30 protein-coding genes and 1 pseudogene are annotated in these 22,552 nt (G+C 48.2%); 11 read left to right on the forward strand and 20 right to left on the reverse strand.

Annotated features, from left to right (window positions below; all coding sequences use genetic code 11):
• Positions 1-286 (forward strand): IS3 family transposase (locus BLT91_RS28630; RefSeq protein WP_141225110.1); only part of this gene is annotated, 286 nt, incomplete at its 5' end.
• Positions 287-375: 89 nt separating this feature from the next.
• On the opposite strand, the gene BLT91_RS28635 is transcribed toward BLT91_RS28630, so the two are convergent.
• The 5 genes from BLT91_RS28635 to BLT91_RS28650 all read right to left on the reverse strand — a co-directional run bounded on the left by BLT91_RS28635 (position 376) and on the right by BLT91_RS28650 (position 4,010).
• The gene (locus BLT91_RS28635) at positions 376-900 is read right to left on the reverse strand and encodes a YfiT family bacillithiol transferase (protein WP_090827510.1); all 525 of its coding nucleotides are present in this window, start codon (positions 898-900) and stop codon (positions 376-378) included.
• A gap of 374 nt (positions 901-1,274) precedes the next feature.
• On the reverse strand, positions 1,275-1,466 hold the full coding sequence (locus BLT91_RS34075) for an HD-GYP domain-containing protein (RefSeq protein ID WP_141225111.1): 192 nt from the start codon (positions 1,464-1,466) through the stop codon (positions 1,275-1,277).
• Positions 1,399-1,992 carry a hypothetical protein gene (locus BLT91_RS31025; RefSeq protein WP_141225112.1) on the reverse strand — a complete coding sequence of 198 codons (594 nt, stop codon included), beginning with the start codon at positions 1,990-1,992 and terminating at the stop codon, positions 1,399-1,401. Before BLT91_RS31025 ends, BLT91_RS34075 begins: the two co-directional genes overlap by 68 nt.
• A 5-nt stretch (positions 1,993-1,997) precedes the next feature.
• Positions 1,998-3,443 (reverse strand): flotillin family protein, encoded by a 1,446-nt coding sequence (locus tag BLT91_RS28645; RefSeq protein ID WP_090827512.1) that lies wholly within the window; start codon positions 3,441-3,443, stop codon positions 1,998-2,000.
• 39 nt (positions 3,444-3,482) lie between these two features.
• Positions 3,483-4,010 (reverse strand): NfeD family membrane protein, encoded by a 528-nt coding sequence (locus tag BLT91_RS28650; protein ID WP_090827513.1) that lies wholly within the window; start codon positions 4,008-4,010, stop codon positions 3,483-3,485.
• A gap of 268 nt (positions 4,011-4,278) precedes the next feature.
• Here BLT91_RS28650 and BLT91_RS28655 point away from each other — a divergent pair, with 268 nt between their 5' ends.
• From BLT91_RS28655 to BLT91_RS28670, 4 genes are all read left to right on the forward strand, one after another.
• On the forward strand, positions 4,279-5,844 hold the full coding sequence (locus tag BLT91_RS28655) for a copper amine oxidase N-terminal domain-containing protein (protein ID WP_090827515.1): 1,566 nt from the start codon (positions 4,279-4,281) through the stop codon (positions 5,842-5,844).
• A gap of 119 nt (positions 5,845-5,963) precedes the next feature.
• Entirely contained in the window at positions 5,964-6,323 is a 360-nt protein-coding gene (locus BLT91_RS28660) for a hypothetical protein (RefSeq protein ID WP_090827516.1), read from the forward strand.
• A 517-nt stretch (positions 6,324-6,840) separates the two neighbouring features.
• Positions 6,841-7,041, forward strand: coding sequence for a cold-shock protein (locus BLT91_RS28665; RefSeq protein WP_090827518.1), 201 nt, complete (start codon positions 6,841-6,843; stop codon positions 7,039-7,041).
• Between the two features lie 66 nt (positions 7,042-7,107).
• Positions 7,108-7,308 (forward strand): cold-shock protein, encoded by a 201-nt coding sequence (locus BLT91_RS28670; RefSeq protein ID WP_079411000.1) that lies wholly within the window; start codon positions 7,108-7,110, stop codon positions 7,306-7,308.
• A gap of 111 nt (positions 7,309-7,419) precedes the next feature.
• On the opposite strand, the gene BLT91_RS28675 is transcribed toward BLT91_RS28670, so the two are convergent.
• From BLT91_RS28675 to fumC, 3 genes are all read right to left on the reverse strand, one after another.
• Positions 7,420-8,271 carry a CheR family methyltransferase gene (locus BLT91_RS28675; RefSeq protein WP_090827544.1) on the reverse strand — a complete coding sequence of 284 codons (852 nt, stop codon included), beginning with the start codon at positions 8,269-8,271 and terminating at the stop codon, positions 7,420-7,422.
• Between the two features lie 11 nt (positions 8,272-8,282).
• Positions 8,283-8,441, reverse strand: coding sequence for a hypothetical protein (locus tag BLT91_RS32110; protein WP_175532576.1), 159 nt, complete (start codon positions 8,439-8,441; stop codon positions 8,283-8,285).
• A gap of 200 nt (positions 8,442-8,641) precedes the next feature.
• Entirely contained in the window at positions 8,642-10,033 is a 1,392-nt protein-coding gene (gene fumC, locus BLT91_RS28680; RefSeq protein ID WP_090827521.1) for a class II fumarate hydratase, read from the reverse strand.
• A gap of 192 nt (positions 10,034-10,225) precedes the next feature.
• Here fumC and BLT91_RS28685 point away from each other — a divergent pair, with 192 nt between their 5' ends.
• On the forward strand, positions 10,226-10,618 hold the full coding sequence (locus BLT91_RS28685; protein ID WP_090827523.1) for an acyl-CoA thioesterase: 393 nt from the start codon (positions 10,226-10,228) through the stop codon (positions 10,616-10,618).
• A 13-nt stretch (positions 10,619-10,631) separates the two neighbouring features.
• Here the strand turns inward: BLT91_RS28685 and BLT91_RS28690 are convergent, their stop codons facing one another.
• Positions 10,632-11,201, reverse strand: a complete 570-nt coding sequence (locus BLT91_RS28690; protein ID WP_090827525.1) for a pyridoxamine 5'-phosphate oxidase family protein — start codon at positions 11,199-11,201, stop codon at positions 10,632-10,634.
• 191 nt (positions 11,202-11,392) lie between these two features.
• Between BLT91_RS28690 and BLT91_RS32115 the strand changes: the two genes are divergently transcribed.
• Both BLT91_RS32115 and BLT91_RS28695 read left to right on the forward strand, forming a co-directional pair.
• A complete protein-coding gene (locus BLT91_RS32115; protein WP_175532577.1) occupies positions 11,393-11,557 on the forward strand; it encodes a hypothetical protein in 165 nt (54 codons plus the stop codon).
• Positions 11,558-11,760: 203 nt separating this feature from the next.
• Positions 11,761-12,369 carry a DUF3298 and DUF4163 domain-containing protein gene (locus BLT91_RS28695; protein WP_090827527.1) on the forward strand — a complete coding sequence of 203 codons (609 nt, stop codon included), beginning with the start codon at positions 11,761-11,763 and terminating at the stop codon, positions 12,367-12,369.
• Positions 12,370-12,371: 2 nt separating this feature from the next.
• Here BLT91_RS28695 and BLT91_RS28700 read toward each other — a convergent pair whose 3' ends face one another.
• Genes BLT91_RS28700 through BLT91_RS34085 form a run of 3 tightly spaced genes read right to left on the reverse strand, consistent with a single transcriptional unit; the run spans position 12,372 to position 14,046 of the window.
• Positions 12,372-13,337, reverse strand: coding sequence for a TRM11 family SAM-dependent methyltransferase (locus BLT91_RS28700; RefSeq protein ID WP_090827529.1), 966 nt, complete (start codon positions 13,335-13,337; stop codon positions 12,372-12,374).
• Positions 13,338-13,352: 15 nt separating this feature from the next.
• Complete coding sequence (locus BLT91_RS34080) at positions 13,353-13,799, reverse strand: LysR family transcriptional regulator substrate-binding protein (protein WP_175532578.1); 447 nt, start codon at positions 13,797-13,799, stop codon at positions 13,353-13,355.
• Positions 13,744-14,046, reverse strand: coding sequence for a LysR family transcriptional regulator (locus tag BLT91_RS34085; protein ID WP_175532579.1), 303 nt, complete (start codon positions 14,044-14,046; stop codon positions 13,744-13,746). Before BLT91_RS34085 ends, BLT91_RS34080 begins: the two co-directional genes overlap by 56 nt.
• 126 nt (positions 14,047-14,172) lie before the next feature.
• Between BLT91_RS34085 and BLT91_RS28710 the strand changes: the two genes are divergently transcribed.
• Positions 14,173-15,243, forward strand: coding sequence for a branched-chain amino acid aminotransferase (locus tag BLT91_RS28710; RefSeq protein ID WP_254777184.1), 1,071 nt, complete (start codon positions 14,173-14,175; stop codon positions 15,241-15,243).
• 103 nt (positions 15,244-15,346) lie between these two features.
• Here BLT91_RS28710 and BLT91_RS31030 read toward each other — a convergent pair whose 3' ends face one another.
• The 8 genes from BLT91_RS31030 to BLT91_RS28740 all read right to left on the reverse strand — a co-directional run bounded on the left by BLT91_RS31030 (position 15,347) and on the right by BLT91_RS28740 (position 21,630).
• Positions 15,347-15,550 carry a hypothetical protein gene (locus BLT91_RS31030; RefSeq protein ID WP_141225113.1) on the reverse strand — a complete coding sequence of 68 codons (204 nt, stop codon included), beginning with the start codon at positions 15,548-15,550 and terminating at the stop codon, positions 15,347-15,349.
• Complete coding sequence (locus BLT91_RS28715) at positions 15,540-15,974, reverse strand: YkvA family protein (RefSeq protein ID WP_090827533.1); 435 nt, start codon at positions 15,972-15,974, stop codon at positions 15,540-15,542. Before BLT91_RS28715 ends, BLT91_RS31030 begins: the two co-directional genes overlap by 11 nt.
• 285 nt (positions 15,975-16,259) lie before the next feature.
• Positions 16,260-16,442 (reverse strand): hypothetical protein, encoded by a 183-nt coding sequence (locus BLT91_RS32130; protein WP_175532580.1) that lies wholly within the window; start codon positions 16,440-16,442, stop codon positions 16,260-16,262.
• A 171-nt stretch (positions 16,443-16,613) separates the two neighbouring features.
• Positions 16,614-17,234, reverse strand: coding sequence for a LysE/ArgO family amino acid transporter (locus tag BLT91_RS28720; RefSeq protein WP_090827535.1), 621 nt, complete (start codon positions 17,232-17,234; stop codon positions 16,614-16,616).
• 5 nt (positions 17,235-17,239) lie between these two features.
• Complete coding sequence (gene aguB / locus BLT91_RS28725) at positions 17,240-18,115, reverse strand: N-carbamoylputrescine amidase (RefSeq protein ID WP_090827537.1); 876 nt, start codon at positions 18,113-18,115, stop codon at positions 17,240-17,242.
• Positions 18,116-18,120: 5 nt separating this feature from the next.
• A complete protein-coding gene (locus BLT91_RS28730; RefSeq protein ID WP_090827539.1) occupies positions 18,121-19,155 on the reverse strand; it encodes an agmatine deiminase family protein in 1,035 nt (344 codons plus the stop codon).
• Positions 19,156-19,365: 210 nt separating this feature from the next.
• Positions 19,366-20,103 carry a metallophosphoesterase family protein gene (locus tag BLT91_RS28735; RefSeq protein ID WP_090827540.1) on the reverse strand — a complete coding sequence of 246 codons (738 nt, stop codon included), beginning with the start codon at positions 20,101-20,103 and terminating at the stop codon, positions 19,366-19,368.
• 21 nt (positions 20,104-20,124) lie between these two features.
• On the reverse strand, positions 20,125-21,630 hold the full coding sequence (locus BLT91_RS28740; protein ID WP_254777185.1) for a beta/alpha barrel domain-containing protein: 1,506 nt from the start codon (positions 21,628-21,630) through the stop codon (positions 20,125-20,127).
• Between the two features lie 18 nt (positions 21,631-21,648).
• Here BLT91_RS28740 and BLT91_RS33275 point away from each other — a divergent pair, with 18 nt between their 5' ends.
• Both BLT91_RS33275 and BLT91_RS28745 read left to right on the forward strand, forming a co-directional pair.
• On the forward strand, positions 21,649-21,909 hold the full coding sequence (locus tag BLT91_RS33275) for a hypothetical protein (protein WP_254777186.1): 261 nt from the start codon (positions 21,649-21,651) through the stop codon (positions 21,907-21,909).
• A 428-nt stretch (positions 21,910-22,337) separates the two neighbouring features.
• A pseudogene (locus tag BLT91_RS28745) lies at positions 22,338-22,552 on the forward strand (IS5/IS1182 family transposase); the annotation flags it as partial.

Genomic DNA, 22,552 nt, shown 5'->3' on the forward strand with positions numbered 1-22,552 from the left:
AGATCAAGGGAGTCATTATACGAGCCCTAAGTACCAAGAACTTTTGAAGCAAAAAGGGTTAGGTCAATCCATGTCTAGACGAGGAAATTGCTGGGACAATGCGCCTCAAGAGTCTTTTTTTGGCCACATGAAGGACCATGTTGATCATCGTAATTGTTCCTCATTAGGAGAACTACAACGAGAGATTGACCGTTATATTCGCTACTACAACAATAATCGATATCAGTGGGGATTAAAAAAGATGACACCTGTGCAATACAGGAATCATCTATTGTTAGCCGCCTAGACACAAGGCTTTTTTCAAGTGTCCTTGACAAAGGGTCCAGATCAAAGTCACTTAGAGGTTTTTTTATATAGATATAAGCTGAGTTCCGCTTACCAGCCTCTACGATCACGCAAGCTCGTGATGTGGGCAATATGATGATTTCCGTGCCATGCGTAGTTGCCAACGTTCCAATCCAGTCTAATCTTCCCTGACTCTGGGTGTACGAATACACGGGCAAATTGCTCGTGCTGCATGGCGTTCAGCATAATCATCCAGCGGCTATGCAAAGCATCCAACAAGGCAAGCGACAGCTCCACCGGAGCGGACTTGCTTTCGCTTAGCTCAGCCCAACGCTCCTCGTAGTAGGGTCTGATTGTCGGCTCTTCTTCTGTCAGCGCCAGCTTAAACCTCGTGTAGCTGTTGATATGGCTGTCTGCGACGTGATGTACCACCTGACGCAATGACCACCCTCCAGGGCGATACGGCGTGTCCAACTGCTCGTCAGACAGCCCAGCGACAGCCTCACGCAGCCTAGCAGGTGTGGACTCGATGTCAGCCATCCATTTCTGTAACTGCTCCCGTGTAATTTCACCTTCGTGTGCAAACAATCCAATAGGGTAGCGCAACTCATCCATAAGACCAGCCTCCTGCATCTTTTTCTCTTATTATAGCGGAATTTCGCTGTCAACAGGCTATTAATGATCAGAAATGATGTAAAAAGAGCAGTTAATTCAACCATTAAGGGCGTTTTAAAGAGAGATGATGCAAAAAGTACATCAATTTCGACGTATACAGCCCTTTTTGAAATAAAAAGCAGATATTTGATGCACAAAATACATGATCGCTACTCAAAATGCTAAATAAACTGTGATTTGATGCACTTTATGCATGTTGTCGCTAACGAACCCTTTAACTGTCCTACGGAGTCCGTTAACTGGCTATTAATGATCAGAACTGTTGCAAATTAGCTCTTAAAAACATCAATAAACGTTTGAGCATACCTAGGATCCTACTGGGACCCCTTTCCTTCTGCAAGAATGGCCATGGCTTTCTCGATAGCCATCCCCTTCCGATAAGGACGATCGGAAGTCATGGCATCGAACGCATCCGCAACCGCAATGATGCGGCCAAAATCAGGGATATCGAGGCCTTTCAGGCCATCCGGGTACCCCCCGCCATCTGAAAAACTCGAGTAAGGCATGCATGCTGGCCACAAGCAACGCGCCAATACCAGCAAGCCCGATGTAAAAAGCAGGCAGAGATAACCAGCCCATCGCAATCCCTATGCTAGCCATCGTCATTGCGGGGATGGATAGGCCAAGAAAGTGAGGTCCCAGAATCCGTTTCACCGAAAGCGCCGGAAAACGGTGTGTTTGCAAGTAGGCTTCTCGGATAGTCACCCGATCAGGGACCTCCTCCTCCAGCATCTCGCGAATTGGCCTCATATGCCTACGAAACATCGTGAACTCAGCAAGCATCATCACGCATAGCGAGGTGATCATAATGAAGAATATGCGCAGCATTTCCACATTCGAAATCGTTAATGTTGTAGAGATGATCACGCCGCCAACCACAACAACAGCTATCCCAGAGCCCGTTATATAATTTCGTATTAAATCTCGTAGAAATTTATTCCCTATTGTATAGCAATTCGACAATATGCGCTTTAAAACTAACGGATTTTTAATAAAAAAATCCTCAGCCCCGAGAGCTGAAGACAGTTTCATTCACATTATTCAGATTCCTTATTTAAAATGAGTTCATTGTCCTTGCCAAGGAACGCACGCGCAAGATCCGTAACGCACTTGCCGGTTAGCGTCTGTGTGATTTCTGGCACTTGTGCAATCATTTTTGCAATATCACCAGTAATTCGATTCACTCCTGACGTGGTGCCGTCTTGCGAAATCACCGTGATTTTATCCACATTGCTAAGCGGTGCTGCAATTTTTTCAGCTAACTCCGGCAATATACGAAGAATTTCCACTGTAATCGCAGCTTGCGTGTACTGCTTGTAAGCCTCTGCTTTTTTCTCCAAGGCTTCCGCTTCCGCAAACCCCGCCAAGCGAACGACTTCCGCATTCGCTTTCCCTTTCGCGAGCTCCGCTTCAGCCGTCGCTTCGCCGCGTTTTCGCGTTGATTCAGCGTCCGCCTCGGCTTCGAGAATTTGCCGCTGCTTGTTCACCTCGGCGCGCATAATCGCTGCTAACTTTTCCGCTTCAGCTGGCTTAATAACCGATGCTTCGAGTTCCTTCTGCTTCAGCTCAACTTCGATCTGGCGAACCGTTTTGTTCGCCTCGGCTTCCATCTGCCTGATCTTCACCTGTTCCGTCACGAGCGATTGTTGAATTTGCTTCTGCTTCAATTCATAAGCCAAATCCGCTTCCGCCTGCCGGCTTGTCGTTTCCTGCTTGAACTCCGCTTCCTTCATGCTGAGCTCTTTGCGGTACTGCGCTTCCTTAGCTGATGCGGCGCTTTCCGCCTCAATCTTTAACTGATGCGCTTCCGCTCGACGAATCGCTGATTCCTTTTCCGTATCTGCCTGACGAATTTGAATATCCCGTTCCACTTCGGCCCTGGCAATACTGGCACTTTTGCGGATACGCTCCACTTCCGGTACACCCAGGTTCTCAATGTATCCTTGATCATCGGCTACTCGCTTGAGCACAAAGGAGATGAGGCTCAGCCCCATTTTATCCAAATCCTCTGAGCACGTTTCCCTCATCTTACTGTTCAGCTCATCCGGATTCTTGAGAATAGATTCCACTGTCAGTTGTCCAACCAACCCACGAAGATGCCCTTCTACGGAATGCAAAATCATCATTTCCCGCTCTAGCAGCGTGTGGTCAAGAAACTGCTCAGAGGCTGTGCCGATTGCGATCGGGTCACTTTGAATCTTGATCTGAGCCACCGCCTCAATTTTGAGTCTTATGCCCTGCTGAGAAAACATTGGCTGATCCGGCTTCACATCGAAGCTCATGAGCATCATGGAAATCGTTTTGAAGCTCTGAAAACCAGGGATGACGAATGTGCCTCCGCCCTGTACGACTCTTTTGCCACCCAAACCGAAAACAATCATCGCTTCATTCGGCGGTACCTTCTTGTATGCTTTTACTATAGACGCCAGTAAAATAAAAACGACAACTACAATAGCGACTACTGTATACAAAATTGTCAACATAAAAGCAAAACCTCCCGGTGGTTAATGGTAGCTGTAAGCTTATTCATTAAACTTCGTTACAGTAGCAAAGCCTTTGTCCAAGCGCAAAATGACCACCTTCGTCCCTTTCGGCATGGATTCCCCCTGCGCAGATCGAACACTTATAGAGCGCTTTGTACCCTGCATCACAAACACCATTTCGCCCATACCCTTACCGTTAATCGGCACAGACAGCTTCCCTAATTGACCCGTTAGGTCAAAATCGCTCTCTTTCATGCTGTGATCATGCTTATAGATAACTTTGGCATAGAAAAGAAAGAAGAGCCATCCCACGAAAAGACCGGCACTGATTGCGATAAGAAGAATGAGCAAAACACTCGTCATGCCAACCTGATTCAACATATACCCAATACCGCCGAATACCGTCAAACTAGCTAAAATGGAAGATAAATTGAAAAAAGACGGTCCCCCATGGGCATGAGCAGCCCCAGAATCCGCATGCAACTCTAAGAAATCGCCGCCAAAAAACGTAATAAGCACCGTAAGCACAATGCCTACAAAGAAACATATGGCAAACAAAGTCATCATAGACATCACCTCCTTAGAGCTTTCCTTTAGGAAAACTTACTTCGTAAGCATTAGCTGAGCTTTCCTTACTTCGTAAGCATTAGCTGAGTTCGTATTCACCACAGTTTACCTAGAAAGCGCAACTCCCTATAAATATAGACGAATTTGGGAATAAAAGGTTTCGCTCAAAAAAATTTACTGCTTAAAACGAATCCTTCTTCCTTTTCTCGCGTATAATCATTCGATGTCTTTTCGTTATTTCTATTAAAACTAAGGAGTAGATTATCACATGTACAAAAAGAAATTGACTTGGTGGATATCCGCCGCAATGGTTCTCCTGCTGCTTACTTTAACAGGTTGCCAAGCTGTGCAAGGCTTCGACATTGCCGGGGCGATTCAGAATGACTGGGCAGTGAAGTCCTCCGAATCCAAAGGCTCGCTGCAATTCGAGCTTGTGCCAGGCGACACCTCCAAGCTATCCGCGGACGAGCAAAAATCGCTTAGCGCTCTGCAAAACGTGAAAATCGAACTCACCAATGTGAAAACACAAAATGCGCAGCACCTTTCGGCAGATGGTACGATTACATACACTAAAGGCACAATTCCTTTCAAACTCGCAACAGAAGGCACTAAGCTGATTTTGAGTATCGAAGGCGCGAAGAAACCGATTGTTTTTGATATCTTAGGAGGTTCTGATTTATCGTTCATTAAGCTGTTACCCACAGCTCTACAAGAACAGTTCGGCAACAAAATAGCGGACATTAAACCTGCAATTATAGGTCTTATTTTAGCTAATACGCCGAATCCTTCGAACATTTCGGTCTCAACTGTCACGGACAAAGTGAACGGCGAAGACCTCTCTCTGCAAAAAGCTCATATGGAGCTGAGCGGCACTGAACTGGCTACCCTTCTCAAAAAGCTGCTAAGTAATATTCTCGCTGATGAAGCCGGATTGAAAAATTTGATTAACCAATTGTACGATGCCCTCTCACCCATTATTGAAGAGCAAATCAAGAGTGGGTCTGCCGACTTCACATTAAAGATCTTGAGTAATAAACAATTAGCTGTCGGACTGGTATATCCACCTATTCATGATTTCCTAGAGAAGACGTCAGCATCATTGGATAAGATGATTGCCGGAGATGCTTCTTCCGAACAGCGCATACTGCCGATTCAGGCTTTATTTAGCAGCCAATCAACGCTGCAAGCGGACATTTACGCAGATGCTGACAAGCAAATTCGTAAACAAAGTTTTGCATGGAACGTTCCTCTTCCGAATACGGGCTCAGGCGTAGCTGGTCTCAAGCTATCCTACGTGAGTGAAACATGGAATATTAACAAGCCGGTTACGGCGGATACCATTAACATTTCTAGCGGTGCGGTAAATGTAGGCATGGAAGCTTCCTCCATCTACAGCTTACTGAATAACCTGGATAAGCAATCCCTCTTTTACAAAATGCTCAAAGATGATTTGAAAGTGACAAAGAAGGAAGTCAATCTGAAGTTGAATGAAGATGCGGTTGGATCTGCTTCTGATACGCCACAGCCTTTTATTAACTCAGACAACAAAACGATGGTACCGGTTCGATTCATTTCCGAAAAGCTTGGCGCTGAGGTTGGCTGGAATGGAGATCTACAGCAAGTTACCATCAAAGACTTGTTAACAGGTACGACGATCATCCTGAAGCTAGACAGTAAGATTGCAAGTGTAAACGGCACTTCTATCGAGTTGGAAAGCGCGGCTACGCTCCATAACAGCTCTACGTTCGTTCCGATTCGTTTCATCGCGGAGTCGCTTGGCGGCAAAGTCTCCTTCAACGATGATACCCGCGTAGTAACGATAAAGCGCGACTAGCCTGTTTATTTAGGCTCTAATGGGCGTAAGCACCTTTTTCGAATAGCTGAATAGTCTAGTAATGAACTAGGCATACAGCCTGCTGCTAAGCGCAGCCGTACGAAAAAGGAGCGAACGATATGTATACGAATCCAATGCATCACCCTGTTTATCCAGAGCATCATGGTCAACCTGGTCATCCAGGACACCATGTTCTCTATCAAGCAGATCCCAATTGGGAGCACATGTTGAAGCAGAAGAGAGATATGATCATGGGTGCACTCCACCCTCATGTCGGTCGAACCGTTCGCGTCACAACGTTAGATGGACATACACATGAAGGTGTATTGGTTAACGTAGATGGCCACCATGCTTACCTGCAAGTCAGTCCGCATAGTCATCATCACGGTCACCATAGACCGATCTACACACCAGCTCAATATAACCAAATCATAACGCTTGTCCTCTTTGAACTGTTGGTCATCTTACTGCTTTCCTAAGGCAAAAGCTCGCCCTCATTCGGTCAATATGACCTGTGAGGAGCGAGTTTTTTTCATAAGTAACTTCGCGGACGAGCAGTATCCGTTTATTCAGCTTTTTGTTCCATTTAAATCATGGTTTGACGCTCAGTATGGACTAAATCAATCGAATTAACAGGAGGAAATCGCGATAATTAATGAAAATTGGCCGCTTTTTCCATTGTTCGATGAATCTGTAGACGCGGCAATTCTTCATCGTTGGATGATCTTTCGGACGAATCCTGGCATGCTCTCGCTAATTTTCTCCTCATCCACTCCAGCCAGTCTGCCGTTCTCGACGACAACTTTCCCATTCACGATCGTGAAATCGCTTCATCTCGTGCAACAGGTTCTCGAAGAATGAATTTTTAGTAAAAATGGAATAAGCTCCCCTAAAAATGGATATATTATCAAAGCTGCGTTAACAAGCTGTTGGGATCTACATGATCTTAAGATACAGGAGCGCAGGCACAAATTATTGTTGGAGGTTTTTGTATACATGGAAACAGGTACGGTTAAGTGGTTTAATGCAGAAAAAGGGTTTGGGTTTATTGAAATGGAAGGCGGTAAAGATGTGTTCGTTCACTTCAGCGCCATTACAGGGGAAGGTTTCAAAAGTTTGGATGAAGGTGAGCGCGTTCAATTTGAAGTTGTTCAAGGTAACCGCGGGCCGCAAGCTGAAAATGTAGTCAAGCTGTAGTCCTTCACCACATATTGCTTTAAACTGCTTGCGAGTCTGAGTCTACTATGACAAGGAGGAGTTCGATTGTACTTTTCAAAGAAATCGTTGGAACCTGTCCCCGAAGAGCAAACCAGCATTTGGACCTGCAGCACCGAACAGTGCTCATGCTGGATGAGAGATAACTTTTCATTCGCCGATAGTCCGGAATGTCCAATTTGTCATTCATCCATGGTCAAGGATTTAAAGATGCTCCCTACCTTATCGAACACAAGCAGCAGGCGATGAACACAAAATGAAGTTTTACCAGAGCCCTTACCTCTCCGAATTGGAGATGGTTAGGGTTTTCTTTTGTAAAAAAACCGCTTATCCATGATCTGCATCATCATAAGCGGTTTATTATTTCTTACGGTAAATTCGCTCCTGCGGAACAAACTCATCATATTGCACACCTTCGGGTACGAAAAGGATGGATTCCTTCTTTCCTAAGCCTAGATATCCACCTGAAGTTAAGCTGTCATGAAAAAGCCTGTGGACTTGCTTCTGAAGCTGGTTATCGAAATAAATCATGACATTACGGCATAGGATCACATGGAATTCATTAAAAGAGCCATCCGTCACGAGATTGTGCTGCGCGAACATCAGATTTTCCTTCATCAGAGGCCGGAAATAGGCATATTGATTGTCCGTTGTGTAGTACTCAGAAAAGGCTTTGGTTCCGCCGGATTCCAAATAATTTTTGGTGTAAGCTTGCATCTGCTTCAGCGGGAAAGCCCCTTTTTGCGCGGCCTCAATTGCTTTCTCGTTCATATCAGTCGCATAAACCTTCGTTCTCTCAGCCAGACCCTCTTCCTGCATCAGGATTGCCATCGAGTATACTTCTTCCCCTGTTGCACAACCTGCATGCCAGATGCGAATCTCGGGATACTGCCTAAGCTCGGGAACCACCTGGTTACGAAAAGCTCGGAAAAAGCTTGGATCTCTGAACATTTCTGTTACTCGGATCGACATGTCACCCAGCAATTTGTCCACAAATCCTGGATGATGCAGGACTTTTTCCAAGAGTGCTGTGATGGTTGGCAATTTCTCCGCTTTCATACGATTCAGGATTCGCCTGCGTAAGGAGGATCGCAAATAATGACGGAAATCGAACCCATACATTTGATACAAGCCTTCCAAAAGCAGATTAATTTCAATATTTTGCAGCTCATTATCATAAGTCTGTTCATTTAATTCAGAATGCTTATCCATATACTTGCGATTCAATGCTTTTTCACCTGCTTCGTTAGCCATACCCGCATGAGTGAAAATAGCTGATCCATATTAGCTGTAGGCTCAATCTGTTCGGTAAATTTGTTAAGCAGGATTTTCTCAATAATAAGTAAATTCGTCGCGTTATCGCCTATCATGACAATACTCATCGCTAAAACCCCTTTCGGGTAAAAGTAAACGGAGCACACACCATAGTCTACCATAATTATTAAACCAAAGATGTATAGGTTTCGGAATTCTTTCCAAAAGCTTTTTTGGTAAAAGCTAAACAAAAAAGTGATTGAAACAGCCAATATCGCTGCTGCCAATCACTTTTCTTGTGAAAAAAATGTAACAACAGGCTACGCCGTCAGGCCTTCGGGTGCACCATGTCTTCCGGGCGGACATAGCTGTCGAACTGCTCCGCCGTTAAGTAGCCGCTGCGTACGGCTGACTCCTTCAGCGTCAGCCCTTCTTTGTGCGCTTGCTTAGCGATGCTGGCAGCTTTCTCATACCCGATATACGGGTTGAGCGCTGTAACCAGCATCAGGGATTGCTCGAGGTTGCGCTGAATCACCTCGCGATTCGGCTCCATTCCTGCGAGACAGTTATCGTTGAACGAGCGCATACTATCAGCCAATAGCCGCACGGACTGCAGGAAATTGTGTATGATCACGGGCTTGAACACGTTCAGCTCGAAATTGCCCTGGCTGGCGGCGAAGCCGATGGCCGCGTCGTTGCCCATCACCTGGCAAACGACCATCGTCATCGCTTCGCTCTGAGTGGGGTTGACCTTGCCCGGCATAATCGAGCTGCCGGGCTCATTCTCGGGGATCGTGATTTCGCCGATCCCGCAGCGGGGACCGCTCGATAGCCACCGCACATCGTTGGCTATCTTCATCAAGTTCGCCGCCAGCGCCTTCAGCGCGCCGTGGGCGTAGACGATCTGATCATGGCTGGTCAGCGCATGAAACTTGTTCGCGGCCGAGACGAAGCGCGTGCCCGTCTCGCGGGTCAGGGCTTCGGCGACTCGAGCGCCGAACTCGGGATGCGCGTTCAGCCCGGTGCCGACCGCGGTGCCGCCGATCGCCAGCTCGCGCATCGTATCGACGCTGCTGCGCACCATGCGCGCGGTCTGCTCGAGCATCGCCCACCAGCCGCTGATCTCCTGCCCCAGCGTGAGCGGGGTGGCGTCCTGCAGGTGGGTGCGGCCGATCTTGACGATGGAGGCATAGGCCTCCATCTTGTTGTGCAGCGTCGCCTGCAGAAGCTCAAGCGCAGGCAGAAGCTCCTGCTCCACCGCGATAACGCCGGCCACGTGCATCGCGGTAGGGAATGTATCGTTCGAGCTCTGCGAACGATTCACGTCATCGTTGGGATGGATGCGCGGAGTTCCATCCCCGCCGAGCAGCGCGTTGCCGCGATGCGCGATCACCTCGTTGACGTTCATGTTCGACTGCGTCCCGCTGCCCGTCTGCCAGACGACGAGCGGGAACTCTTCGTTCCATCGGCCCTGAACGATTTCATCTGCGGCCTGCGAAATCGCCTCCGCCTTCTCCGGCGTTAACCCGCCAAGCTCGCGGTTCACCTGCGCAGCGGCCTTTTTCAACAAGGCAAAAGCTTGAATAAGACGAACCGGCATCCGTTCCGTCCCAATCTTGAAATTCTCATAGCTCCGCTGCGTCTGAGCCCCCCATAACTTATCCACAGGCACTCTGATTTCACCCATCGTATCCCGTTCAATTCGGTAATCTTGCTCCATATTGTTAGGCCTCCTTTTTCTTTCACGATATATAGTTTGTTAACCAACTTTTGATTTCATCAAACACGTAAGGCATAGTTTACCCAAATGAGGGAGACGTATGAGCATCTTACTGGTTTTCTCATCCATAGACGAGCTATAATAAACAAAAACACCTGCCCATATCAGGTGTTAAAGAAGGAGTTCACGCCAATGGAATCTAAACTTGAAATCATCGTCCGATCAACCGAAATCGACGTAAATGGACACGTCAATAATGCGAAATATTTGGAGTACCTCGAATGGGGGCGTGAGGAATGGTATGAGCAGTCCGAGCTATCCTATGAGAACTTTGGCGCGATGGGGATCCAAACTGTAACGGTGAATATCACCATTAATTATAAAAAAGAATGCAAACAAGGGGATCACTTAACTGTCACCTGCCGCCCTGATAAAATGGGACGCTCTAGCTACGTGCTGAAGCAAGAGATTTTCAACAAACAAGGCGAGCTATGTGCTGACGCCCTTGTTACCAGCGTAACGATGGACAGTACTACACGTAAAAGTGTGGAAGCGCCAGAGGCGTTAAGGAAACATTTTATATAAAGAAAAAGCTATCTTACATAGTATCTGTGGATAACTTTTGACCGATCGTCGTCGGCAGTCCGTCCATGCTGGTCACGTTTTTCTCTTTCCTATAGTCATTCAACCCTTGCTCGCCTTTATTCGTCGCCCAGTTCTGCAGGGTATTTCGTTCTCCTTCATAAATGTAAAAGGGTACACTGAAACCGCATGATGATTTAACCTCATGAATATGGACGACGATGATTTGCCGAGCTCCAGGCAGAAGGGTAAACCGAGGAGCCAGCTCCTCCCACTCCGGGGTCCCTGGCAAAACTACACGCCCCTTCCCGTACAAGCGCAAAATCATTGGAGATCCCCCCAAAGCTGTAAACATCAGAGTAATTCGCCCATTCTCTTCGAGATGCGCACTAGTCTCATTCCCGCTCCCGGTTAAATCCAGATAAGCTACTTCGCTTGTTGATAATAATCGAAGCACATCGTGGCCCTTCGGTGAAAGATTAACGTGCCCTTCCGCCGACAGTGGTGCCGACCCCACAAAGAAAATGTGCTGCTTAGCAATAAATGTCTCATGCTCCGGCTGCAGCGCTTCGAATGATTTCCCCATACTTGCCTCCGCCTTTCCATTTTCTACTATTATGCTCTCCCTTAGAATATTTGTGAAATACATAAAATAGACATTCTTTATAGTCATTGCCTATCATTTAGCTGCATCCATAATAAAAAGGAAATAGCCTGTATGTTTCCTGGAATATGGTGGCATACTTAGTTAGTTGAAACATACAGGAGGTGATCTAAATGTCAACGACCAATAGCGATGATGTGGTGAGCCATGGCATTAATGCCGCTCAAGCGAATGCGGAAGACAGTGAATCTAAACAAAAAGTGGAGGAATTAAACTCCTTGCTCCAAAGCTCAACAACAAACTCCAGCGTTAATGAAGATACGTCCTCACAAGAGTAACGCCGTTCGTTTGATGATTAAAGTGAACACAAAAAAGAGCTTCCCTGCAGGTCGATTGCGGCCGAGGAAAGCTCTTTTTTTTGAGTTTGTAAAAGGGGGCGATCGGGCTTTGTGCGGCTGCCACTGTCCACACTCTTCAGCGATGAACCAATCGCCCATCCGCGGAATAAATTGTAGCAAAAACGTAGGGATGGATGATGAAGATGGACGGATTGGATCAGCCTGTTAGTATACAGACGTATCAAGTGCTTCGTGATAAATTACAACTGCTTTACCCAGCTGTTGTGAACCTAAAGCCTTACACGGCGCAACTGGCTATTAACACAGCGATTGTTAATGCGGTTAACAAGCAGCTTCGCGAGCAAGGCTATCCGCAAAATCCGATGACGGACGTGACGGCTCATTATGAGTTAAAGACAAATGAACGAAGCGTTCTTAGTTTGTCTTTATGGAATTATGCGTTTTCGGGCGGCGCACATGGGCTTACGATCCAGAACTCATTAACCTTTAATACGGAAACCGGCAAGGCCTACGCGCTCCAAGATTTGTTTAAGCCCGGCAGTGATTACGTCGGTAAGCTTAGCGCCATCATACAAGCTGAGCTTAAAACACGGGATATTCCTTTGTTGGTCGAATTTAAGAGCATCAGACCAAATCAGGATTTTTATATCGCCGATAAGGCTTTGGTCATCTACTTCCAAGTATATGAACTGGCGGCTTATGTGTACGGATTTCTTTATTTCCCAATTTCCGTGTACGCCATTCAGGACATCATCGCGGAGGATGGCCCGCTTGGTAAAATGCTTTATTAGCGCTAAACGCAGACGATAATTTGTCTGCTGAAATTGCCTTTATTGGCGACACAGCGCTCTGCGATCCGGAACCCCGCTTGCGCAAGGAGCGGATCGATCTGCTCCGTCGTAACGATAACCGCGCGCTCCGCTAGGCGGCGGGCGGCCTGGAGCATTTGCAGCTGCTCGTCCACCGGCAGCTTCGAGCAGAGATTATACGGCATGTCCAGGATGAGCGCATCAAAGCGGCCCTGCAGGATGACGGGTGACTCGGTCACCTGTTCGCCTATTAGGCCTAGGGTACGCATATCCGCAAGACTCACCACATTCGGCATGCCGAAGTGTGCGAGATTCACCCGCGCGCCGCGCACCGCTAGCGGGTTCATGTCGCAGCCAGCAATATCGATGCCCATCGACATTGCCTCCACCAGCACCGTGCCCATGCCGCAGCACGGGTCAATGACCCGCGTGCCCGCTATGTCGGGCACGGCAATGTTCACCACCGCCCGCGCTAAGCGCGTATTCAGGGCGGTGGAGTAGTTCTGCGGCTTCTGCTGATGCCGAAGCCATACGGCTTCGCCGAAGCTGCAATCACCGAACAACCACCGGCTTCCCAGCTTCGTCACAGCGAACCATTGCTCAGGCCGTCGCATCTCGGCTTTGCCGCGGAGATGCCGGCCTATTTCGCGTTCGACGTCCTTCCGGCGGTCATACTCGACCGCCACGTCCGTCTCCGCGAAAGCAACCTTGAACGTTGACCCGCGCACGGTCAACGTTTCCACCTGCGAGGCCAGCTCGGGCAAGCTGCCGGTCTCGAACAACACATCCAGCCGCAGCTTCAGGAACGGGCTGCGGCTCAGCTCCACAGAGCGCGCGCTAACGGCGTAGCGCACGCCGATCACGGCCTCAGCGCCCAATAAGGTGCGCAGCTCTAACTGACAAAGCGCCTGCTCGTCCTCGTGGCAGGCGTAGATATATATATGTTCCATGCATCATCCCTCATTTTAAATCTGAATACGCAGCTTTTCTTGTTGAACACCCTCGTTTACGTACAAATACTGCTGCATCAACTGCTTCATAAACGTATCCTTTGTCTTAGACAGATACATATCCTTGCGATAAACAATACCGACGTCCTTCTGGGGGACTGGGTCTATAATCGCGATGCTGCGGATGCCGCTGCCGCGGATATTGTCCATATACGATTGAGGTAAAATAGCTCCTCCCACATTATTTCTGGCCATCTGAAGCAATGACTCTAATGTCGAGAGCTCAAGCGCCGGCTTCCATTCAATGCCAGATTGCTCACAGCAATCATCCATCAGCTGCCGAACATAAAACTTTTTCTGGAGCATCGCAACCGGAAGCTGTACTAGATCTCCTAAAGGGATAGCCTTAGCCTGAGCAAAAGCCAATTCGCAGCCGTCCCCGCTGCATGCCTTGTATCTCATTAATGGCCGCCTGGGCTTGATCCAACTCATGGAACATGTTCCTGCTGTGTTTGAGAAGGATTTCTCCCGCTTCTGTGACATAGACCTTTTTACCGATTCGCTGAAAAAGGGGGGATCCTACCCGATTCTCCAAAAGACGAATCTGTTGGCTAAGTGTGGGCTGGCTAATGCCCAGCTTTTCGGCAGCCTTCGTGAAGTGAAGTTCTTCGCATACCGCTAGAAAGTATTCCAATAATCGATGCTCCATATGAATGCGCCTCCGATCATAGCTATTAACTATGATGGTAATTGATTATTCACAATTGATCAATGATCATTATTCTTCTATAGTAATGATAACGGTTAATTTTGTAACGAAAGGTGGTAGATGACGATGTATGGAAAAATTCGAATAGAACAAAATCCACATGGTAACGCAAAGCCCAACTTAGAAGAGGACTTAGGGTTTGGACGTCATTTTACAGATCATATGTTTTTGATGGATTACGAGGAGGGCAAGGGCTGGCATGATCCGCGTATTGTCCCTTATGGTCCGCTGTCTTATGACCCTGCAGCGATGGTTTTTCATTACGGGCAAGCGGTTTTTGAGGGGTTAAAGGCTTTTCGAACGGAAAAGGATGAGATTGCTCTATTTCGACCGGATCAAAACGCTAAACGACTAAACCGTTCCAGCGAGCGTTTGCAGATCCCCCAGATGAATGAAGATTTCGTCATTAGCGCCATTCAAAGCCTCGTTCGTATGGATGCGCAGTGGGTGCCTAGAAAGAAGGGTTCCTCCTTATATATTCGCCCCTTCGTTATTGCGACAGAAGCTGGGTTAGGCGTGCGAGCTTCTTCGCGCTATTCGTTCGTTATCATTATGTCGCCTGTGGATTCTTACTATGAAGAAGGACTTCAGCCTATCAACATCCTTGTAGAAAGCCATTATACCAGGGCAGCACAAGGTGGTACGGGGAATGCCAAAGCTGCTGGTAATTATGCCGCAAGCCTCAAGGCTCAAGCCCTCGCCAAAGAAAACAACTGTGCGCAAGTTCTTTGGCTGGACGCCATCGAGAAAAAATACTTAGAAGAAGTCGGCAGTATGAACGTCTTTTTCAAAATAAACGGGGAGGTTGTAACACCAAGCCTCAGCGGCAGTATTTTGGAAGGGATTACACGAAACAGCATCATTCACCTGCTAAACGAGTGGGGCATTCCTATTGCGGAGCGGAAAATTTCAATCGATGACATACTCGAGGCTTATGGAAATGGGACCCTTGAGGAGGCCTTTGGTACGGGTACTGCTGCCGTCGTCTCTCCTATTGGCAGTTTACTTTGGAAGGGAACGCCCATGGTGATTAACGATGGGGAAATCGGCGAGCTGGTTCGTCGACTTTACGATACGATTACCGATATACAGTTCGGAAGGATTGAAGATGCTAACGGTTGGATGCTTTCTTGCTGAACTCAACCTTTGGGTGTCTTTTCTCATTAGAGGACGTTGTCGGGCGCGGGGAGAACGGCACCGCTGCGCAACCTGCATTATCTACATCTAAATTGCAGGTTGATTACCGTTTCAATGGATTTAGCTGCAAAATGTGCAGGTAATTTCGCCTAAAAGCCTTAAAACCTGCATTTCCTGAACATTTACATGTAGGAAATGCAGGTAATTCAAGTAAATGAGCAACTGAAGCCAAATTACTTGTATGTTTTACAGTAAATTTATTGGCGGCCAGCAGGGAGCTAGAGCCACACTCCTTTTTATTTTCCATCCGTCCCGTCACCCACTGTGTCTTTCTCTTTCTGCGCAACGAGCTGCCCATCGATATCGATAATACCCTTGCTGTTCATCACGTCCTCACCGAGAAAATCCCTCAGCTTGCTCTTCGCTTTGCGCTTCACATCGTCGTCGATACTACCGGCCACAGATGCCAGTGCTAGCCCAAGAGCACTTAAATCATCCACATAACCTATAATCGGCAGCAAATCAGGTATGATATCCAACGGCAAAATAAGATAGCCGAGTGCGCCATAGATTTGAAGTTTCGCTCTAAGTGGTGTTTTCGGACTTTCTAAAGCATAGAAGAGCAGCAATCCGCTGTAGATGACTTTACTGCCTGCCTTTTTGGCGCCCTTTTTCAGCTTGAACCAGAAACCGTCAGTCGAGAAATATTTTTCATATTTGAAAGGGTTCATCTGCGGTCACTCCATTCAAAGATATTTACCAAGTATCACCACAAAGGTCATAATTCATGTTAACATACTGATCAATTATTCTGGGACAATTTTCAATTTTTCTTAAGCCCTTATATTAAATTGAACTAGGCCGTAGAGCGACTCCTCTCCGGCCTAGTTCAATTTTCTAGTCCCATGGATTTGACTCTCAAGATGATCCGCCTTTATTCCTCCTCATGTGAATGCTCCCGCTGAGGAGCAATTAGGCCGTCCGAGAATAGAAGCAATGCTTTTAATTGTGACCTGCTAATTTGGCCATATTCCATATGATCTGCCAGTTCGGGTTCTCCATTGCGCCCAGAGCTGACGTGTTGGGCGGTCCACAACTTCTAATTGGTCGCGAGTAACAACCCGGATAGAACCAACTTCATACATCGCGATCAGCATACAATCACCTGCATGTGCGTATTCAACATGGGTGCGATGCACACAAAACAATTAAAGCACAACCGCTCCATAATTGTTCCTTACGGGTCACACCCACACCTGCTGCGAGCATCTCGCCACGCAGCTGCTGATTGGCTTGCAGCAGCAAACATTGAGGAGAAAGCTTTTGCCCACCTTTAACTGCATGATCAATAAGTGGAAAACCAAAAAGGACTACTCTCCTAGGAGCAGTCCTATTATGGCTATCAGGCCAAATATGGTTAACACGACACCCGATATTCGGTTAATCCATCGAAAAGCTGAAACATGGATACGATCTCGAAACATCCCAATCACGAGACTTAGTGCAAGCCACCATAAGGCGGAGCCTACGAATACGCCAATCACCAGGGCAACTGCTGAAACAATGCCTGTCTGTGAGCCGCCCATTCCTAAACCAGCAAAAGCGCCAAGAAAGGACATAATGGTCATCGGATTCGTAATCGTCAGCATTAGTGTGGAGGCGTACGATCTGAAAAGCGAATTTCCTGAGGCTTTGGCTGCATCGGCAGCAGGCTTTGAACGGAAGGTCCGCACGCCCAAATAACATAGGAATAAGCCGCCGACCGCTTGCAGCAGCACCTTTTGGTCAAGCAGAAAACTGGTTATCAGCGTAAGACCGAACCCGGCAATAAAGCCGTAGAAAGCGTCCGCCGATGCTGCACCCAACCCTGACAAAAAGCCGTGTAATCTGCCTAAGGTGATCGTCCTACGTATACATAAAATACCGATGGGCCCGACCGGTGCAGCGATCGAGAGCCCCAGTAAAATTCCTTTCAACAACGGAATGAGCATCGTGATTACAGCACCTGCTCACCATCATAGGTAGCAATTCTCTTATACAGATCAGGACGACGATCGCGGAAAATGCCCCATTCGATGCGTTGGATTTCCAGCTGGTCTAGGTCAAATTCGGCAACAAGCACCGTTTCTTCCGTACGGCCTGCTTCCTCAATCAGGTTGCCCTGCGGGCCAGCGATGAAAGAGGAGCCATAGAAGTTGATGCTGGATTCCTCATCTTCCTCTTTACCGATGCGATTCGATGCGATAACCGGCATCAAGTTTGCCGCGGCGTGGCCGCGCATGCACATCTGCCAGTGATCCTTGGAGTCGATCGAACCATCCTGCGGCTCAGAACCGATAGCCGTCGGGTAGAACAGAAGCTCCGCGCCCATCAAAGCCATTACTCTGGCGGCTTCCGGGTACCACTGGTCCCAACATACGCCAACACCGATTTTCGCGTAACGTGTTTTCCAAACCTTGAACCCGGTATCCCCAGGGTTAAAATAAAACTTTTCCTCATACCCCGGACCATCCGGGATGTGGCTTTTGCGGTAAGTGCCCATCACTTCCCCGTCAGCATCAATAACAGCTAGTGAGTTGTAGCGAGCGTAATTCTTTTTCTCATAAAAGCTGATCGGCAGTACGACCTGAAGCTCTTTGGCAATTTCGCGGAAATGATTGATCGCTTTATTATGCTCCAGTTCCGTAGCGTAACGATAGTAATCGGACTTTTCCTTTTGACAGAAGTATGGCGTTTCGAACAGTTCTTGAATCAAAATAATTTGAGCGCCCTTCGCGGCTGCTTGGCGAACCAAGGCCTCGGCTTTGCGAATGTTTTCTTCTATGTTATCAGAACAGCTCATTTGCGTTGCTGCTACTTTGACATTTCTCAATGTAGTCACCCTTTCTTGCTTGCTGGCATTTGTTGCGTAGTACAGTGGACGTTTCCGCCCTCTTTGATAATGGACATGCCGTTGATTTTGCGGATCCTGCGATCTGGGAACGTCGCGCTCAGCACCTCTTCTGCTTTGCGATCCGTCTCTTCTGCTGACCCGCCAAACACCGGCAAGATAATCCCGCCGTTTACGAAATAAAAGTTGAGATAGCTGAGCGTTAACCGCTGCTCTTCAAAGAACGTTAGCGGAGGCTGCTCGATCTGGATAATCTCGAAGGAACGTCCTTTGGCATCCGTCGCCTTCCGCAAAATTTCTAAATTTTCCTGTGTAATGGCATAGTTCGCATCCGATGGATCGTTACAGACTTGCAAGATGACTTTGCCCGGAGCTGCAAAGCATGCGATATTATCAACATGACCGTCCGTTTCATCGCCATCCAGCCCTTTGTTTAGCCAGATGATTTTCTCAACGTTAACGAAGCTTTTCACATGGTCTTCAATTTGTTCACGGCTCAAATCCGGGTTCCGGTTCGTATTCAGGAGACATTCCTCTGTCGTCAAAAGCGTACCTTCCCCATCCGCATGAATGGAGCCGCCTTCCATAACAAGCGGAGCATCAAACCGTTTCACCCCGTGATGCTCCAAAATTTGCGGTGCTACGTTATCATCGAGATCCCACGGGGCATATTTGCCGCCCCATGCGTTGAACTTCCAATTCACAGCTGCGATCTCCTGCTGCTCATTCAGCAAGAACGTCGGACCGTTATCACGGAACCAAGCATCATTATGTGGGATGGTTAAGAAATCTACATTAGGCTCGCTAAACATAGCCCTCACCTGCTCCGCATCTACAGGGTTCACGATCACGGTCACAGGCTCAAACTCCGCTATCGCCTTCACCAAATCCGCGTAGCCCTTCGTCACAACCGCATGATCTTCCGGGTAAACCATGGACGATTGCACCGGCCAAGAGATAAAGGTACGTTCATGGGTTGTCCATTCTGCTGGCATTGTATAGTGTAAATCCTTAGGTTTCATTCTCATCCATCTCACTTTATATAAATTTGTTGTGCAGACCATTTTAAGGCATCCGATGAAGCCAATTATACCGTCTTTCATCATATACCAAAAGGCGCTTCGGCTCAATGTACATAGGTTTACAAATTTAGCAATCGTTTATAGCTAAATTGTGCTTAAATGTATAAAAAAAGCTAAGTAAACCGTGATACGGTCGACTTAGCCTTTTTGTTACTCTTTCGTCTTTCTTCCCCGATATTGGCCAGACCGCAATTCCAGAATATAGACCTCGGAATCCGGCATCTGCTCATCCTTTGCATGCTGCACAGCAAGTTCAATGTCGTAAGGGACCCTTATGTGCTGAATATTGAACGCTGAAGGCTGCTTGCTATGGTAATGCCCCTCCAGAAGGACATAAGAAGCTTGCGTAATGTCCAGCGGGTTGCCTACACTGCCAGTATTGAACAGCATTTTGCCTGTAATAATCTGCAGGTAGGCGTTGTGAACATCGCCATAGCCAGCTACATCAGCTTGTATAGGCTCTCCACACATTTCCGAAGATTCAAACATCGACAATCGGCTTTCCATCGAGTCCCAAGGTTGGATACGTTCATAAACACTTCTTGGCGAAGCATGGAATAACCTCACAAATTTACCGCTCATCCAAAACTCATAGCAAAAAGGCAGCCCTTTTAAATATGTCAAACGTTCTTTTCCCAGCCTAGCCTGTTGCCAGAGTAAAATCGGATCATCCGTCCTATTACCAATGAAATCGTCCCAGTTTCCCATGATGACAACCTCGCATGACTCCCGCACACGGTCCACAATGCGTTCGGAATGCGGTCCTTTCCCTACTAGATCTCCCAGGCAAATGATTTGTGTCACATCACGATGCTGAATATCCTTCATAACTGCTTCGTATGCAGGCATATTGCCATGGATATCTGAAATAATCGCTAGTTTCTCCACCAAGTCACACCTGCCTTTATTTTAAAATTGTACGTTCGTGGTTGTTGCTCTGGTTACCTTACCGGCTCTGAGGACCAGAAATGGATACATCAAGATCAGCCCAGCCACAAATAACAGGATAGCGATATACACAGGAAGCAAATGAACGAAGTCCATATAGCCAATATGAAAATGAACCAATAACCCGGCAGTGAATCCCGGGAGACCGCCCCAGAGAAACGTCCACCACAACCAGCTCTCGCCTTGGTTTACCCCCCATAACGATGAGGCTGTAATCGCTACGGCAAGTGAAAGGAGGGCTCCGCCGAATCCCGCTCGGTCATGAGCAATGAGCGGAATAATATGATCATTCCAAGCAGCAAGCTGGTGGGCAGTCAAGCCGAGATAAGCTAAATCCGTTGGTACGAACACCGTGGTGATGCCGACGAAAGATATCGTTAGTCCTCCGGCCGCTAAACCAAAACCGAGCAACACAAAGCAGCATTGCCCCCACTGCGCTCTGCGCCAAACAAGATCATTAAGCAAGCCTGGCGGCTTCCGTGAGGGGTAATCTTTCAAGCCGCGCAAGGTGAGCAGCAGCAGCGGCAGAAGGACGGCCGCTGCTGCGGCATGAAGAGGATCGAAATAACCGTATCCGAGATAGAGAAAAAAGCTGCTGAACCCCACCGCACACGAAGTAAGCAGCGCTGTGCGGGCCCAATGCAAACCAAAGCGAAGTCCATGACGAGCTAGCTGATAGTAACATACACCGATAGAGATCATCGTCCCGGCTAAAGTAATACGATCATGGGACATGAAATGTATAATATGCCCATTAAATTGATTTATGACACCTCGGCTCGCGCCAAGGAAAGTTTCATCATAGGGCAAGAGCACTCTTGTCGCAGCAATCAGCCACGCCAGCACGCCGCCGATCATCATGCCGACGCCAAGCAAGCTCATCCAGCCCCAATTCGCCCAGAACGAAGGCGGCTTTGGCTCTTCGCTTTCGCGGATCCGATCATACAGAATAGCTTCATTAATCCGCTTGGGCAGCCCAGGTCCTGCATAAACCAGCCCGCTGTGCAGCTGGACGCTATTCGCGCCAGCTGCCAATAGCTCTAGCGCATCCTGCGGCTGATGAACGCCGCCGGCTGCTACGATCGTGCTCTGCTCGCCAAGGGCTTCGCGGAGCAGGCGAACCCGGCTCAGCTGCTCGCTGAGCGCACCCGCACCGCCGACACGGATGCGGCGTGTGCCCTCCTCGCGCAGCACCTCGCCGACGACAACACCGCTCCAGCTCGCTAGCTGGGCGTCGTCCACGAGCTGCCGCAGCATTCCAATGGGAATGTGCTGCGGCAAGTAAAGCAGCAGCGGCTTCCCCGCTGTTTCTGTCAGTTGGCGTACCTCACGGAGGTACGCCACGGCTTCATTCGGTGGCCAGCCTTCGTCGAGGCCATCGATGTAGAAGCCCGCCGCGTACGGCGCCAGCTTCGAGAGCAGCTCCTGCTGCTCCGGCAGCGCCTCGCGCGGCGAGCTCCCCGGCATCGGCCGCAGCCGTACGAAGTGCGCCAGGCGATGCCCCGTGCCCTTGTGCAGACGCGCGGCGATCGCGTCCGCGCCGTCGTTGGCATAGCCATCGGGGTAAACGATGGCTTCCTGCGCCGCGTCCCGCAGGATTGGCGCGTCGCAGCGTACCTCTCGGACCGTCACGGGTCCGATTTCGATGAAGCCGATCCCGAACTGGGCCAGCGCCTTGTGCGCAATCCCGTGGGGATCAAGCGTGCCGCTCAAGCCAACGGGGCACTGGATCGGAACACCGGCTAACTCGCCTTCCAAAATAGGTGACAGCTCCACGTGTCCCATCGTTTTGATCACGAAGCTCCCACCGGGAATACGGCTTAAACTGCCTATCGCCTGAAAAGTAAGATTTCGCGCGATGTGGCCCGGCAAACAAAATAATAAAGGTCGAAATATACCGTGATAAGACCAATCAGGCATTTCAGACACTCCTGTTCATTGCAAAATGGAAATTTCTTCATTCTAGTATAACGCGAATGAACCATGGTGGATACAGTCACAGAGCTGCTGCATATCGACCGGCTAGAGACAATTCTGCAATCAGAAAAAGCGACAGCAGTTCGATATGAGGCCACTGAAAAAGTCCAGCAAAGGTACAGATTTCCTCAATTTTTTGAGGAGGCTGTACCTTTTTTTCTGTATAATTAAGGTATTATACTTAGCGGGTGATTACGATGATCAAAAACCAACAGTCGATGATTTTAAGTCCATATATGGAGATTTACAACTTAGTTGTTCCCAAGGATAATTTACTGAGACAGATTGAAGAACTCGTTGACTTCTCGTTTGTATACGATGAACTGAAGAGAAATTATTGTTTGGATAACGGTCGAAACGCTATCGACCCTATTCGTATGTTTAAGTATTTATTACTAAAATCTATCTTCGA

Source organism: Paenibacillus sp. yr247 (genome assembly GCF_900103825.1).
GTDB lineage: Bacteria > Bacillota > Bacilli > Paenibacillales > NBRC-103111 > Paenibacillus_E.

What these genes read in the sequence shown, in the direction of transcription:
- BLT91_RS28635 (WP_090827510.1), bottom strand. Translation starts at nt 900, where the DNA reads ATGGATGAGTTGCGCTACCCTATTGGATTGTTTGCACACGAAGGTGAA.
- BLT91_RS34075 (WP_141225111.1), bottom strand. Translation starts at nt 1,466, where the DNA reads ATGCCTTACTCGAGTTTTTCAGATGGCGGGGGGTACCCGGATGGCCTG.
- BLT91_RS31025 (WP_141225112.1), bottom strand. Translation starts at nt 1,992, where the DNA reads ATGAAACTGTCTTCAGCTCTCGGGGCTGAGGATTTTTTTATTAAAAAT.
- BLT91_RS28645 (WP_090827512.1), bottom strand. Translation starts at nt 3,443, where the DNA reads ATGTTGACAATTTTGTATACAGTAGTCGCTATTGTAGTTGTCGTTTTT.
- BLT91_RS28650 (WP_090827513.1), bottom strand. Translation starts at nt 4,010, where the DNA reads ATGATGACTTTGTTTGCCATATGTTTCTTTGTAGGCATTGTGCTTACG.
- BLT91_RS28655 (WP_090827515.1), top strand. Translation starts at nt 4,279, where the DNA reads ATGTACAAAAAGAAATTGACTTGGTGGATATCCGCCGCAATGGTTCTC.
- BLT91_RS28660 (WP_090827516.1), top strand. Translation starts at nt 5,964, where the DNA reads ATGTATACGAATCCAATGCATCACCCTGTTTATCCAGAGCATCATGGT.
- BLT91_RS28665 (WP_090827518.1), top strand. Translation starts at nt 6,841, where the DNA reads ATGGAAACAGGTACGGTTAAGTGGTTTAATGCAGAAAAAGGGTTTGGG.
- BLT91_RS28675 (WP_090827544.1), bottom strand. Translation starts at nt 8,271, where the DNA reads ATGGATAAGCATTCTGAATTAAATGAACAGACTTATGATAATGAGCTG.
- BLT91_RS32110 (WP_175532576.1), bottom strand. Translation starts at nt 8,441, where the DNA reads ATGAGTATTGTCATGATAGGCGATAACGCGACGAATTTACTTATTATT.
- fumC (WP_090827521.1), bottom strand. Translation starts at nt 10,033, where the DNA reads ATGGAGCAAGATTACCGAATTGAACGGGATACGATGGGTGAAATCAGA.
- BLT91_RS28685 (WP_090827523.1), top strand. Translation starts at nt 10,226, where the DNA reads ATGGAATCTAAACTTGAAATCATCGTCCGATCAACCGAAATCGACGTA.
- BLT91_RS28690 (WP_090827525.1), bottom strand. Translation starts at nt 11,201, where the DNA reads ATGGGGAAATCATTCGAAGCGCTGCAGCCGGAGCATGAGACATTTATT.
- BLT91_RS32115 (WP_175532577.1), top strand. Translation starts at nt 11,393, where the DNA reads ATGTCAACGACCAATAGCGATGATGTGGTGAGCCATGGCATTAATGCC.
- BLT91_RS28695 (WP_090827527.1), top strand. Translation starts at nt 11,761, where the DNA reads ATGGACGGATTGGATCAGCCTGTTAGTATACAGACGTATCAAGTGCTT.
- BLT91_RS28700 (WP_090827529.1), bottom strand. Translation starts at nt 13,337, where the DNA reads ATGGAACATATATATATCTACGCCTGCCACGAGGACGAGCAGGCGCTT.
- BLT91_RS34080 (WP_175532578.1), bottom strand. Translation starts at nt 13,799, where the DNA reads ATGAGATACAAGGCATGCAGCGGGGACGGCTGCGAATTGGCTTTTGCT.
- BLT91_RS34085 (WP_175532579.1), bottom strand. Translation starts at nt 14,046, where the DNA reads ATGGAGCATCGATTATTGGAATACTTTCTAGCGGTATGCGAAGAACTT.
- BLT91_RS28710 (WP_254777184.1), top strand. Translation starts at nt 14,173, where the DNA reads ATGTATGGAAAAATTCGAATAGAACAAAATCCACATGGTAACGCAAAG.
- BLT91_RS31030 (WP_141225113.1), bottom strand. Translation starts at nt 15,550, where the DNA reads ATGGAAAATAAAAAGGAGTGTGGCTCTAGCTCCCTGCTGGCCGCCAAT.
- BLT91_RS28715 (WP_090827533.1), bottom strand. Translation starts at nt 15,974, where the DNA reads ATGAACCCTTTCAAATATGAAAAATATTTCTCGACTGACGGTTTCTGG.
- BLT91_RS28720 (WP_090827535.1), bottom strand. Translation starts at nt 17,234, where the DNA reads ATGCTCATTCCGTTGTTGAAAGGAATTTTACTGGGGCTCTCGATCGCT.
- BLT91_RS28730 (WP_090827539.1), bottom strand. Translation starts at nt 19,155, where the DNA reads ATGAAACCTAAGGATTTACACTATACAATGCCAGCAGAATGGACAACC.
- BLT91_RS28740 (WP_254777185.1), bottom strand. Translation starts at nt 21,630, where the DNA reads ATGCCGGGGAGCTCGCCGCGCGAGGCGCTGCCGGAGCAGCAGGAGCTG.